Raw genomic sequence first — 13,379 nt, 5'->3', positions numbered from 1 at the left:
CGTTCGGCCCCGCCGACCGGGGTCACTCACTGCGGCCGCCGGTGACCGGACCCGCCGGTCGCGGCTGGACACTGTCGCGCTCCTGTTGGTGTGCGGGGTCGTCATGGCCGTACGCCAGCGCGACTTCGATGGGGTCGGGACGGTCCAGGTCGGCCCGGTCAGGCTGACCGCGGAAGCGGTGCCACAGCCGTCGGCCCGCCAACAGGACCAGCACCGCGCCTGCGGACAGCGTGATGAAGAACAGCACCTGTCCGTAGGCGTTGGAGTGCACCGAGAGCCGCACCGGTTCGCCCAGCGGCAACCCCTCGGCGGTGCTCAGCGCGACGTCGACGGCGACCCGCTGGGTGAAGTGCACCTCGATCGGCACCTTGAGCGGCAGGAAGCCCGGCGGCAACACGATCTCTCCCATGTCGGTGACGGTCATGCCGGGCGGCGCGTCGATGTCCAGGCGCACCCGGATCGGCACCGGAAGGTCGTTGCGCAGCGCCAGGGGAAGCGGGCTGCGTTCGGTGGCCAGCGTGTAGGAGCCGCCCGGGTTGACGATCGACACCGCGTTGAACAGATCCTCGACGGTGCGGCCCACCGTGGTCAGTCGCTGCTGCGCCAACCCGTTGCGGGCGTCGGGCGGCACCGAGAGACTCAGTGCGCGAAGCAGATCCTCGCGCAGCGGCGCGGTGTACTGGTAGCCGGTCTGGCCGGTGCGCTCGTCGGTGGTCAGGGCGGCGGTCAACCCCCAGAGCCGGCCGGTCACCGCGGCGATGCCCGAGACCACGCCGTCGTCGAACCGACCGCGGGGGTTGCCGAGCGGTCCCGAGGGCAGCGGTGCGGTTTCGGTCACCGCGGTGGCTTCGGTGATGACGGCATCCAGCGGACGTGGCACCGAGAGGCCGGCACGGATGCTGGTGGCCACAGCGGTCAGGATCGCCTGCGCGTCCCGCGGCGTCAGGTTCCACATCAGCGGCGGCATCAGGATCTGGGTCCGGGGAGTGGTGTCGGGCTGCAGACTCCGCCACAGCAGCGAGGCGAGCGCGTCCTGGCGACGCGCCACCTCGGAGTCCTGTTTGAGCGCGAAGTCCAGGGACGGGTCGAGGTAGGACGGCGACTCGGGGACGGTGCCCGCACCGGCGAGTGCCGCGCCCACCGCGGGGTCGAACGGCGCTGCGACCACGTCGGAGGTGTAGCGCACCGCCGCGGTGTCAGCGTTCTCGGGTGCGCCGCCGTCTGAGACGTCCGGCCCGATCAGCTCGGCGGCGCCGATTGCCACGGTCGGGCCCTTTCCGGTGAGCAACTGCACGGCGGGTCCGGTCAGCGGTCCGTCGCCGATCAACGTGGCGCCACGGATGGAGGTGATGCCGAGGATCTGGTCGACGATGGCGCCGGCGCCGGTGGTGGCGATCGTCGACAGGCCGGGGTCGGCGACGCGGTGCAGCGCGTCGAGGTCGGCCTGGGCGTAGGTCGTCGGCGCCACACACATCCGCTGCGCCACCGCTCTGAGCCTGCCGAGCCAGTCGATGGCGGCCTGCTGACCGGTACCGGTGTGGGTGGGGGTACCCGGGCCCGCGTCAGAGGCGTTGTTGACGACGTAGCCGTTCGTCATCGCGTTGACGGTGACCAGAAGGTCGGGGTCGACGGCCAGACACAGCGCCCGGGTGACCTGCCCGCCGGGATCGACCTCAGGGTCGATCGCGAACTCCACCGCGGACAGCATGCTGTCGAGGCGCCCGCCGGTGGCCAGCGAGGTGGCGAGTTCGTCGTCGGTCAGCCGCACCGGGGTGGTGCCGCCTGGTGCGCCGGCGGCCAGTCGCGGGCGGTCGGCCAGCGGCCAGAACATCGTCAAGCCGACCGGGCGGGTGATGTCCGGTGGCACCGCGGAGTCGAGCGCCTCGCTGGCGGTGGCGTCGGATCCCGCGTCCGGCGGAACCCCGAGCACCGGCAGCAGGAAACGCGAGTCGTCGAGTCTGGCGGGCGCACCGTAGTCAGGGGTGCCGTTGACGTTGACCATCACGGGGTAGACGCCGGGCTCCTCGATGTTCAGCGAGGGCCGGTCCGTCGCGCGCAGCGGGTAGGTCAACCGGAACGGAACATCTTGGCCGCGAGCCATTTCCGGTGCGACGGTGATGAAGTCGGCCACCGCTTGGTACTGGTCGACGTTGCCGGACAGGTCGGTGCGAAGCGCGGTCGACGACGTGACGGCCGGGCCGTGTTCGAGCCGGACCACGACGTCGCGTACCGGGCGGTCACCGATGTTGCGGACCGTGCCGGTGACGGTCACCATCGGCTCGCTGGTGGTGGTGACGACGTCGGGGGTCACCTCGTCGATCTGCACCTGCAGGAAGTCGGTGGTGCCCGGTTGGGCGTCGGCGACGCGGATGCCGGCGACGGGCAGCACGGCCAGCAGCAGCGCGACCACTGCACCGAGCAGCCGAGCGGACGGCCCGCTCACGGTCCCTGTCCGCAGCCGTTCGTCCGCCGGCCGGGCTGGGGTTGAGCGGTGGGATCAGGACGGTGGTTGCGGGTGTGCGAGTGGGTCTGCCCCCGCCGCCGGGGTGTCGATCGCGGCAGCGGCGGCAGCGCGTCGGGACCGTCGGAGTGCAGCTTGTCGATCAGTTCGTCGGCGACCTCGGCCAGGCGCCGTTCGTCGGCGTAGGCCAGCCGCGCCGGCAGCTCACCCAGCGGCACCCAGGCCACCTCGGTGACTTCGACGTCCTCGTCGGACAGCTCGCCGCCGAGGAACCGCAAGAGATAGTGGTGGACGGTTTTGTGGACCCGCCGGCCCTCGGTGACGAACCAGTAGTCGATGCTGCCCAGCGCGGCGAGCACGCTGCCCTGGATCCCGGTCTCCTCGGCGACTTCGCGGATCGCGGTCTGTTCGGCGGTCTCACCCATCTCGATGTGCCCCTTGGGCAGCGACCACAGCATCCGGCCGCGCCGGTCGAGGCGACCGATCAATGCCGCGACCTGGCCGTCCTTGGGTCCGTCGAGGCCATCGATCACCAGGCCACCCGCGGACGTCTCGTGCACGGTGCGGAGCCGGTCGGGCGGACGTCGGGGACGCGCCTTCTGCGGTTTGGGTGCTGCGACGGACTGGTCACTCCCGACGTTCGACGGACTGCGCTGGCGGTGTCCGCCGGACTGCTCGGCTCCCGCCTCGGGCGGGCCTGCAGCGCGTCGGCCGCGACGCCGCCCCCGGCGCCGTCGCGGTTTGGGCTGTTCGCCGTCCGACACCCAAGCGATAGTAGTTGGCGTGAACAGCAGGCCTCGCCGCACTCGCCGGACGGTGACACGGCTGTGACCAGTAGGCTCACCTGACGTGCCCGACCCCACGTCCGACGCCGAACTGCTGGCCGCTGCGCAGGTATCGCTGCAGCAGCACGGCGAGGTGCTGCGAGAACTGGGCGGGCTGTTCGCGGATCACGGCCACGAGTTGTACCTCGTCGGCGGCAGCGTCCGGGACGCGATCCTGGGCCGGCTGGGCACCGACCTCGACTTCACCACCGATGCCCGTCCGGAGCAGATGCAGAAGATTCTGCGCGGGTGGGCGGACGCGCTGTGGGACACCGGCATCGAGTTCGGCACGATCGGTGTCGGCAAAGGCGCAGAGCGGTTGGAGCTGACCACCTTTCGCGCCGACAGCTACGACCAGGTGTCCCGCAATCCCGAGGTCCGCTTCGGTGACAACCTGGCCGCCGATCTCGTGCGCCGGGATTTCACGGTCAACGCCATGGCGGTGCGGATCGACCCCGGGGCGCCCGCGGGCCTCGGTGCGTTCCTGGATCCGCTCGGCGGGCTGACCGCGTTGGGTGCCGGTCTGCTGGACACGCCGTCGGCGCCGGAGGTGTCATTCGGCGACGATCCGCTGCGGATGCTGCGCGCGGCCAGGTTCGTCTCCCAGCTGGGATTCACCGTGGCGCCGCGCGTCCGGCGGGCGCTGGAGGAGATGGCGCCCCAACTGGGCAGGATCACCGCCGAACGCGTCGCCGCCGAACTGGACAAGCTGCTGCTCGGCGCTGATCCGGTCGCCGGGGTGGACCTGATGGTGCAGACGGGTCTGGGGGAGGTGGTGCTCCCCGAGGTCGGCGCGATGCGGATGGCGATCGACGAGCATCACCAGCACAAGGACGTCTACCAGCATTCCCTGACGGTGCTGCGGCAGGCCATCGATTTGGAAGCCGGGGACCCTGACCTGGTGCTGCGCTGGGCCGCTCTGCTGCACGACATCGGCAAGCCCGCGACGCGCAGGCACGAACCCGACGGCGGGGTCAGCTTCCACCACCATGAGGTGGTCGGGGCGAAGATGACCCGCAAGCGGATGCGCGCGCTGAAGTACTCCAAGCAGATGGTCGAGGACGTATCGCAGCTGGTGTATCTGCATCTGCGTTTCCACGGCTACGGCGATGGCCGGTGGACCGACTCCGCGGTGCGGCGTTACGTCACAGACGCCGGGCCGCTGGTGGACCGGCTGCACAAGCTGGTCCGCGCCGACTGCACGACCCGCAACAAGCGGCGCGCGGCGCGGCTGCAGGCGAACTACGACGACCTCGAGCACCGCATCGACGAGCTCGCGGCCAAGGAGGATCTCGCCCGGGTCCGCCCGGATCTCGACGGCAACGAGATCATGCGGATTCTCGACATCCCGGGTGGTCCGATGGTGGGCAAGGCCTGGAACCACCTCAAGGAGCTGCGGTTGGATCGCGGCCCGCTGAGCCATGACGAGGCCGTCGAGGAATTGCTGAAATGGTGGAACGAGAACGGCTCCCCGCGCGTCTGATCGTGTGTGGAGTACTGCCTGGGGGATCCCGACGGCTCGGCGACCATGTGGACGATCGACGGCGGTCCGCACGTCGACGGCGTGGATGTCGACGGTGACGGGCTGACCGACGACGTGCTGTTCGACCTCGACGGCGACGGCATCGCCGATCACGCCTTGCTCGACGGCGACGACGATGACGTAGCCGAGACCTATGTCAGCGACGACGGCACGGGAACCTGGGCGGTCAGCGCGGACCGGGGCGGGGGACTGCGCTGGTTCGGACTCGACGGGGTCGAGCATCCGGGTGCCGGGCCTGCGGTGCCGGTCGACCTCGACGGCGACGGTGCGATTGCGGAGTGGTTGGTGGACGCGGACGGCAACGGTCTGGCCGATCGGGCCTTCGGCACCGGGGCGGCCTGGGTGGACACCGACGGTGACGGTCGCTGGGATGTCCGGCTCGCCGACGATGATGGAGACGGCCTTGCCGACAGCGCCGGTCAGCTCCAGTAGCCCCGCGAGGGCGCGCGTCTGTACGTCGACGCGCCGCAAATGCTGTGCAACAACGCGCCTTCACTACGGCCGAGGGCGACCGAAGTGTCAGTCGCGGCCGGGACCGGGTGGGCCCGCGAATGCCTGGGCGATCGTCAGCCAGTGCTCGGCGTCCGGGCCGACCGCGACGACGTCCAACGTCGACCGGGGCCGGCGCTGCGTGACCAGCATGCAGAAGTGCTCGGCCGACCCGCTGACCTGTTGGGTGGCGTCCTCGGGTCCCCACGCCCACGCTGAGCCGTCCGGCGCGGACAGTTTCACGTGGAACGTCTCCGTCGGCGGGGTCAGCCCGTGCACCACATAGGCATAGTCACGGGTGCGGACGCCGATGTGGGCGATCGAGCGCAACCGCGCGGTCGGGGTGCGGGTCACCCCGAGCGCGTCGGCGACATCGAGGCCGTGCGCCCACGTCTCCATCAGCCGCGCGGTGGCCATCGACGGCGCGCTCATCGGCGGCCCGAACCACGGCAGCTTGCGGCCGTCGGCCACGGTCAGCAGTTCGTCGTGCAGCGCGGCCCGCGTCGTGCGCCACTCGGCCAGCAGCTGCACCGGCGGCAGCGCGGCGAGCTCCTCGGCGCCGGCGTCGACGAAGCCGGTCGGGTTGTCCGCCGCTCGGCCGAGGATCTCGGCGAACCCGGCCTCGTCGGTGACGGAGGTCAGCGCGACCTGATCGGTCCACAGCAGGTGAGCGATCTGGTGGGCGATCGTCCAGCCCGCGGCGGGGGTGTCGGTCGCCCAGTGCTCGGCTGACAGATCACCGACGAGCGCATCGAGATCATCGCTCTCGGCGCGCAGATCGGCGACCATGGGGGCTGCTCCGGCCATGCCGGACACTGTATCCGCGGCACGCGCGTTCATCGCCTCCGTCTGCTCTTCGCGCGCGCGCTCATCGCCGCCTCCGCACGCGGTGCCCCAATGTCGCATGCACCCCCAGCCCCACCAGATAGATGCCCGTCCCGGCGACTGCGAGCGCCGGCGCGTGCCCATCCGGCGGGATCACCGCCGCACCCGCCGCGATCGCGGTGATGAACGTCATCCAGAACAGCGAATCCTGGACCGTGAAGACGTGCCCACGCAGCGCGTCGTCGACGTCGACCTGCATCGCAGCATCGGCACACAGCTTGACCACCTGGCCGGCCACGCCCAAGAGGAATCCGCAGGCGACCATCACCGGCAGCAGCAGCGTCGCACCGAACAGTTGAACCACGGCCGCAAACGCCAGCGCCCCGTTGGGCGCGGTGTAGCGGCCCCATCTCTTGATCGCCGCGGGCGTCATCAGCGTGGCGAGGAACGAGCCGCTGCCGGTGGCGGCAACGAACAGTACTGCTGTACCAAGCCCGGCAACCGCCGTGGTGCCGCTCTCGCGGACGATCACCAGCACCAGCAGTGTGTTGAGCCCGAACACCATGCGGTGTGCGGACAGCCCGGCGAGCGTGGCGGTGACGGTCGGGACCGCCAACACCGTGCGCGCGCCGTGCAGCCAACCGGTGGCCACCGCGTACGCGACCGACCCCTGCACCGCACGCGCACTGTCGTCGGGGCCCAGCATGCGAGGCGGGAACCGGAACGACAGCAACAGCGCCAACGCCACCGGTGCGGTGGCGATGAAAATGATTGCCGCAGCACCGGAGTCGTCCGCCCCGAACAGCCAGCGCGGCAGCAGCATGAAATTGGCGCCCAGGAACGCGGCCGCCGCGCCGGTGGCCGTCGCGACCGAGTTCATCGCGACCACCTGCCCGCGCGGAACCACATGCGGTAACGCGGCAGACAGTCCCGAGGAGACGAACCGGGTGAAGCCGTTGACGATCAACGCGCCCAACAGGATTGGTAGATCGCCCACGCCGGCGGCCAGCAGTGCGCCGACCCCGATCACGAGCACGAGCCGACCGCAGTTCGCACCGATCAGCACCACCCGCCGGTCCCAGCGGTCGAGGAGCGCTCCGGCGAACGGACCGAGAAGCGAGTAGGGCAGGAAGAGCACCGCGAATGCTCCGGCGATCGCCCACGGGTCGGCGGCGCGTTGCGGATTGAACAGGATCGCCCCCGCCAGACCGGCCTGGAAGAGCCCATCACCGAACTGGCTCACCGCCCGCAGCTCCAGCAGCCGCCAGAACTCGGGTAGGGCTCGCACCGAGCGCCACAGGGCAAGCGGTGCGCGGGCGTCGGCCACGGGGTTCACGTCCTGTTGACGGGTGGAGCTGCGAGTCTGTCTGGAACCCGACCACACTACAAATATCGACGGAGGCGGCGCTTGTTCGCCACCATCGAGCAACGGTGATGACATGATGGTCGGGTGGCTCAGCCAGAGGATCCGGAGGACTTCAGAGAGGGAGTCGCACCCGTGGCGCACCGGGTGCGGGCCGGCACACTGCTGTTGGCGAACACCGACCTGATGGAGCCCACGTTCCGGCGCAGCGTCATCTACGTCGTCGAGCACAATGACGGCGGCACTCTCGGGGTCGTGCTGAACCGGGCCAGTGAGACGGCGGTCTACAACGTGCTGCCGCAGTGGGCGAAGCTGGCCACCAAGCCCAAGACGATGTACATCGGCGGTCCGGTCAAACGCGACGCCGCGTTGTGCCTGGCGACGCTACGGGCCGGGATGGATCCTGCCGGGGTGCCGGGACTGAGGCACGTGCAGGGCCGCATCGTGATGGTGGACCTCGACGGAGATCCCGACACGATCGCGCCGATGATCGAAGGCGTGCGAATCTTTGCGGGCTATTCGGGGTGGACGATCGGTCAGCTCGAGGGCGAGATCGAGCGCGACGACTGGATCGTGCTGTCCGCTTTGCCCACCGATGTACTCAGCGAACCGCGCATCGATCTGTGGTCCAAGGTGCTACGGCGCCAGCCGATGCCGTTGTCGCTGTTGGCCACACACCCGATCGACATCAGCCGCAACTAACTCTTGCAGGACAGCGTGCATGTCGCGCAGGCACCGCCGCCGCAGCTCGCCGCGGTCGTGTCCTGCTGCCTGAGCTGCTCGTCGCGAAGCACGGCCTTGGCGCTCTGCCAGCACCCCGCCGCGACGGTGGCCACGGCGCCGACGATGCACACCACGAGCGCCACCGTGGAGATCGGCGGGCCGGCCGACAGCGCGACCACGGCTCCCGCGGCGAGCATGACCGCGGCAGCCAGTTGGGTCGGCGCCACTGCGCGCAACACCTGGCGGACGTAGTCGGCTGACGGCGGCCGCGTCAGCGACCACACCGCCTGGGCACCGGTCACGACGGCCGCGCACAGACACAACACCGCGGCGACCAGCATGCGCCCAGAATACGGTGTGCGAATTGGGTCGTCCCCCGGGCGCCAGGCTTCGCCCGGGGGACGGCGTCTTATCCCTGCAGTCCCAGCGGCTGAGGTGGCGGGGCCACCGGTGCGACGGCGGGAGCTGCGGGTGCAGGGGGTCCGGGCGGGGCCACGCCGGGCGGCGGAACCGGCGCGGCCGGGGCAGCCGAGGGGGGGCTGACCTTGAAGCCGTTGACGATCGCGTCGGTGGCGGCGGCGGCGGGCAGCACCTGGTCGACGCTGGTGGTCACCGCCAGCGACACGAGGTACTGGTCGGGTCCGGAGGCAGCGATCACGTGGCGCCGCGACGTGTTCAGCGTCATGGACCCTTCGCGGTAGGTGCCCTCGATCAGCGAGGACGGCATCCCGCCGTGCGGGGCGAGGGACGCGTCGGTGGACCGCCAGGCCGGCAACTGCTGGCTGTCGATGAACCCGTGACTGATGGCTTCGTTCGGGTCGAACTGACCGACCAGCTTGTAGACCACCACCTGGGCGTTCGACGAGTAGAGCCCGTTACCGCCGACCCGGTCGGCGATCACCGCGAACGCGTCGGGAACGTTCGGGTCGGGGATGTGTGCCCAGCCCCGAGGCATCGGCAGCACGATGTTGAGCGCCCGGAAGTCGCGGCTGGTCTGAGGTTCGAGCGCAACGCCCTTGGAGGCGAAGTAGTCGGTCAACGTGCCCGACGTCGCCGGGGTGATCGTGGGTGCCGGTGGGGGGGTGGCCGCCGGCATCGGCACGCCGGCGGGAACACCCGCGGCGACGCCCGCCGGGACCGCTGCGGGGCCGGTGGCCGATGTCACACCCGGTTGACCGACGGCGACGGGCGCGGCATTGGGGGCCACCGTGACGGTCTGGGTGACCGTCGCCGGGGCGGGCTGCGGCGGTTGCGGCAGGATCGGCTGGGCCGACGCGGTGGTGCCCGCGAAGCCCAGAACGCAGGCCGCACCGGTTGCCGTGGCACCGATGCCGACTGCCAGAACCCGCCACTGGCGGGCGATTTCGCTCATGTACTGCTGTCCTCCGAGTCACTCTCCCCGACGTTCCGGGATGGTCGGTCCCGTGTCAGGCGACGAATGTATCCACGGCGGCGACCCGGTTACCAGGTCCGGGATCGACCTGGAACCAACCCCTGATGCATCCGCAACGGAACCGAGACCAACCCGACGCCGGGAAATCGGCGATCGGCGGGCTTATACCCTGGTGGCGTGACCGAAACGCCGACTCAGTCCTCGCGCGAGCACTCGTCCGCGCCTCCGGCCGCCGCCGCAGACACCCCGCAGCACCGCTACACCGCGCAGCTGGCGGGGGAGATCGAGCAGTCGTGGCAGCAGCGGTGGGTGCAGTCGGGGACCTTCGACGTCGCCAACCCGGTCGGCTCGCTGGCCCCCGCAGACGGCGCTTCGGTACCTGCCGACAAGATGTTCGTCCAGGACATGTTCCCGTACCCGTCCGGCGAGGGACTGCACGTCGGGCATCCGCTGGGATACATCGCGACCGACGTGTACGCGCGGTACTACCGGATGACCGGCCGTAATGTGCTGCACGCCTTGGGGTTTGACGCTTTCGGTTTGCCGGCCGAGCAGTACGCGATCCAGACCGGCACGCATCCGCGCACCCGAACCGAGGCCAACATCGTCAACTTCCGTCGACAGCTGGGCAGGTTGGGCCTCGGCCACGATTCGCGGCGGAGCTTTTCCACCACCGATGTGGACTACTACAAGTGGACGCAGTGGATCTTCCTGCAGATCTTCAACGCATGGTTCGACACGGCCGCGGGCAAGGCGCGTCCGGTCGCCGAACTGGTCGCCGAGTTCGAGGCCGGGACCCGGTCCGTGGGCGATGGACGGCAGTGGTCGGAGCTCGACGCCGCGGCCCGCGCGGATGTGGTCGACGCCCACCGCCTGGTCTACCTCGCCGACTCGGTGGTGAACTGGTGCCCGGGGCTGGGCACGGTGCTGGCGAACGAGGAAGTCACCGCGGACGGCCGCAGTGAGCGCGGCAATTTTCCGGTGTTCCGGAAACGCTTGCGCCAGTGGATGATGCGGATCACCGCCTACTCCGACCGGCTGCTCGAGGATCTCGACGTGCTGGACTGGCCGGAGAAGGTCAAGACCATGCAGCGCAACTGGATCGGCCGTTCCACGGGCGCCGCCGTCCTGTTCGGTACCGACGCGGGTGACATCGAGGTGTTCACCACCCGCCCGGACACGCTGTTCGGCGCGACGTACATGGTGCTGGCTCCCGAACACGAACTGGTCGATGACCTGGTCGCCGAGGAGTGGCCCGCCGACGTGGATGCGCGATGGACCTTCGGTGCGCCGACGCCGGCCGAGGCGGTGGCGACCTACCGTGCGGCGATCCGCGCCAAGTCCGACCTGGAGCGTCAGGAGAACAAATCCAAGACCGGGGTGTTCGTCGGCGCCTATGCGACGAATCCTGCCAATAGGCAACAGATTCCGGTGTTCATCGCCGACTATGTGCTGGCCGGCTACGGCACGGGCGCGATCATGGCGGTGCCCAGCGGCGACCAGCGCGACTGGGACTTCGCCACCGAGTTCGGCCTCCCGATCGTGGAAGTTGTTGCCGGCGGCAATGTTTCGCAAGAGGCCTACAGCGGCGACGGGGAACTGGTCAACTCCGGTTTCCTGAACGGCATGGACGTCCCCGCCGCCAAGGCGGCCATCACGGAGCGGCTGATCGCCGACGGCCGCGGACAGGAGCGGGTCGAATACAAGCTGCGTGACTGGCTGTTCGCCAGGCAGCGGTACTGGGGCGAGCCGTTCCCGGTGGTGTACGACGCCACGGGCCGCGCTCACGGGCTGCCGGAGTCGCTGCTGCCCGTGGAACTGCCTGACGTACCGGACTATTCGCCGGTGTCGTTCGATCCCGACGACGCCGACAGCGAGCCCTCGCCCCCGCTGGGGAAGGTCATCGACTGGGTCAACGTCGAACTCGACCTCGGCGACGGCCTCAAGCCCTACACCCGCGACACCAACGTGATGCCGCAGTGGGCGGGCAGTTCCTGGTACGAGCTGCGCTACACCGATCCGTACAACGAAGAAGAGTTGTGCGCCAAGGAGAACGAGGCGTACTGGATGGGCCCGCGGCCGGCCGAGCACGGGCCCGACGACCCGGGCGGTGTGGACCTCTACGTGGGCGGCGTCGAGCACGCGGTGCTGCACCTGCTGTACTCGCGGTTCTGGCACAAGGTGCTGTTCGACCTCGGCTACGTGAGCTCGCGTGAGCCCTATCGCCGGCTGGTGAACCAGGGCTACATCCAGGCGTTCGCCTACACCGATGCCCGCGGTGCCTACGTTCCGGCGGCCGAGGTCGTCGAGCGGGACGGCACGTTCTACTGGCCCGGCCCCGACGGCGAGATCGAGGTCAATCAGGAGTTCGGCAAGATCGGCAAGAGCCTCAAGAACTCGGTGTCGCCCGACGAGATCTGCGACAACTACGGTGCCGACACGCTGCGGGTGTACGAGATGTCGATGGGACCGATCGAGGCGTCACGTCCGTGGGCGACCAAGGATGTCGTCGGCGCGCACCGGTTCCTGCAGCGGGTGTGGCGGTTGGTCGTGGACGAAGAGACCGGCGCGGCCCGGGTCACCGACGACGCACTCGACGAGGAGACGCTGCGACTGCTCCACCGCACCATCGCCGGCACGGCCGACGATTACGCCGCGCTGCGCAACAACACCGCGGCCGCCAAGCTCATCGAGTACACCAACCATCTGACCAAGCAGGCGGTGACCGCGCGCGCGGCGCTGGAACCCCTCGTCTTGATGGTCGCCCCGCTTGCCCCGCATCTGGCCGAGGAGCTGTGGACCCGACTGGGCCACGGCACCTCGCTGGCGCACGGCCCGTTCCCGGTCGCCGATGAGCAGTACCTGGTCGAGGACACCGTCGAGTACCCGGTACAGGTCAACGGCAAGGTCCGCGGCCGCGTCACGGTGGCGGCCGACGCTGACACCGCCACCGTGGAGGCTGCCGCGCTGGCGGAGGAGAAGGTCGTCGCGTTCATCGACGGCAGGACGCCCAAGAAGGTGATCGTCGTCGCGGGCCGCCTCGTCAACGTCGTCCTGTAGTCCTCCCGGAGATCACGGTCACCGGGGGCGGACGATGACCTCGCGGACATGGCCGTCGCGCGGGGTGTTGATCGCGTCGACGGTGACCTTGGCGACGGTCTCCGGGCTCAGGAACTGTGCGGGGTCGTACTCGCGGCCCTCGTAGGCGACGAGGTCCTCCTGCATCGCCGTCGCGATCCGCCCCGGGTGCACCGACGTCACGCGCAGGGCGGGTTCGTCGTTGCGCAGCGAGTCCGCGAATCCGCGCAATGCGAACTTGCTGGCCGTGTAGGACGCCAGCCCGGCGGACGCGTTGATCCCGGAACCCGAGTTGATGAACACCACGTGCCCCTCGGCGGCACGCAGCGCGGGCAGCAACTCCAGTGTGAGGGCGACTGCCCCAATCAGGTTGACCGCCATGGTGGCTCGCCATTCGTCGACCGTGGATTCGGCGACCCGGCCGGGATAGGCCACCCCGGCGTTGTGGATCAGCACGTCGAGTTCCACCAGGGGTTCGACGACGGCGGCCATCGAGTCCGGATCGGCCAGATCGACGGGCCAGGTGGTGGCGCCGAAACGCTCGGCGACGGCGTCCAGGCGCGACGAGGGCCGCCCGGCCAGCAGCAGGGTGTGTGTCGGGGCCAATGCCTCGGCGAGGGCGGTTCCCAGCCCTCCGGTGGCCCCTGTGATCATCGCGGTCGGCACCCTCGAACCCTACC

The 13,379-nt window shown here is 69.9% G+C and carries 11 protein-coding genes; 4 read left to right on the top strand and 7 right to left on the bottom strand.

Annotated elements, in window-relative coordinates; all coding sequences use genetic code 11:
• Positions 1-22: 22 nt before the first annotated feature.
• Both ABDC78_RS29605 and ABDC78_RS29600 read right to left on the bottom strand, forming a co-directional pair.
• Positions 23-2,443, bottom strand: a complete 2,421-nt coding sequence (locus ABDC78_RS29605; RefSeq protein WP_347133280.1) for a DUF6049 family protein — start codon at positions 2,441-2,443, stop codon at positions 23-25.
• On the bottom strand, positions 2,440-3,225 hold the full coding sequence (locus ABDC78_RS29600; protein ID WP_178357764.1) for an NUDIX hydrolase: 786 nt from the start codon (positions 3,223-3,225) through the stop codon (positions 2,440-2,442). Before ABDC78_RS29600 ends, ABDC78_RS29605 begins: the two co-directional genes overlap by 4 nt.
• A gap of 85 nt (positions 3,226-3,310) precedes the next feature.
• Here ABDC78_RS29600 and ABDC78_RS29595 point away from each other — a divergent pair, with 85 nt between their 5' ends.
• Both ABDC78_RS29595 and ABDC78_RS29590 read left to right on the top strand, forming a co-directional pair.
• Positions 3,311-4,768, top strand: coding sequence for a CCA tRNA nucleotidyltransferase (locus ABDC78_RS29595; RefSeq protein WP_178357763.1), 1,458 nt, complete (start codon positions 3,311-3,313; stop codon positions 4,766-4,768).
• 6 nt (positions 4,769-4,774) lie between these two features.
• Complete coding sequence (locus ABDC78_RS29590; RefSeq protein WP_178357762.1) at positions 4,775-5,260, top strand: pullulanase; 486 nt, start codon at positions 4,775-4,777, stop codon at positions 5,258-5,260.
• A gap of 87 nt (positions 5,261-5,347) precedes the next feature.
• Here the strand turns inward: ABDC78_RS29590 and ABDC78_RS29585 are convergent, their stop codons facing one another.
• Together ABDC78_RS29585 and ABDC78_RS29580 are read right to left on the bottom strand one after the other, a co-directional pair.
• Positions 5,348-6,124: a TIGR03084 family metal-binding protein gene (locus ABDC78_RS29585; RefSeq protein ID WP_178357761.1), complete on the bottom strand. Its 777-nt coding sequence runs from the start codon at positions 6,122-6,124 to the stop codon at positions 5,348-5,350.
• 61 nt (positions 6,125-6,185) lie between these two features.
• Entirely contained in the window at positions 6,186-7,469 is a 1,284-nt protein-coding gene (locus tag ABDC78_RS29580; protein ID WP_178357760.1) for an MFS transporter, read from the bottom strand.
• A gap of 123 nt (positions 7,470-7,592) precedes the next feature.
• On the opposite strand from ABDC78_RS29580, the gene ABDC78_RS29575 reads away from it, so the two are divergent.
• Positions 7,593-8,207, top strand: a complete 615-nt coding sequence (locus tag ABDC78_RS29575) for a YqgE/AlgH family protein (RefSeq protein ID WP_178357759.1) — start codon at positions 7,593-7,595, stop codon at positions 8,205-8,207.
• Here ABDC78_RS29575 and ABDC78_RS29570 read toward each other — a convergent pair.
• Both ABDC78_RS29570 and ABDC78_RS29565 read right to left on the bottom strand, forming a co-directional pair.
• Complete coding sequence (locus ABDC78_RS29570) at positions 8,204-8,569, bottom strand: hypothetical protein (protein WP_178357758.1); 366 nt, start codon at positions 8,567-8,569, stop codon at positions 8,204-8,206. The two genes, ABDC78_RS29575 and ABDC78_RS29570, sit on opposite strands and share 4 nt — an antisense overlap.
• Positions 8,570-8,637: 68 nt before the next feature.
• Positions 8,638-9,600 carry an LpqN/LpqT family lipoprotein gene (locus tag ABDC78_RS29565; protein WP_178357757.1) on the bottom strand — a complete coding sequence of 321 codons (963 nt, stop codon included), beginning with the start codon at positions 9,598-9,600 and terminating at the stop codon, positions 8,638-8,640.
• Between the two features lie 198 nt (positions 9,601-9,798).
• Between ABDC78_RS29565 and leuS the strand changes: the two genes are divergently transcribed.
• Positions 9,799-12,681 carry a leucine--tRNA ligase gene (gene leuS / locus ABDC78_RS29560; RefSeq protein WP_178357756.1) on the top strand — a complete coding sequence of 961 codons (2,883 nt, stop codon included), beginning with the start codon at positions 9,799-9,801 and terminating at the stop codon, positions 12,679-12,681.
• An 18-nt stretch (positions 12,682-12,699) separates the two neighbouring features.
• On the opposite strand, the gene ABDC78_RS29555 is transcribed toward leuS, so the two are convergent.
• Positions 12,700-13,365: an SDR family oxidoreductase gene (locus tag ABDC78_RS29555; protein ID WP_347133279.1), complete on the bottom strand. Its 666-nt coding sequence runs from the start codon at positions 13,363-13,365 to the stop codon at positions 12,700-12,702.
• Positions 13,366-13,379: the final 14 nt, after the last annotated feature.

This window comes from Mycobacterium sp. DL (assembly GCF_039729195.1).
GTDB lineage: Bacteria > Actinomycetota > Actinomycetes > Mycobacteriales > Mycobacteriaceae > Mycobacterium > Mycobacterium hippocampi_A.
Note: the sequence above shows the minus strand (reverse complement) of the source record. Positions and strands in the feature narration are given on the sequence as shown.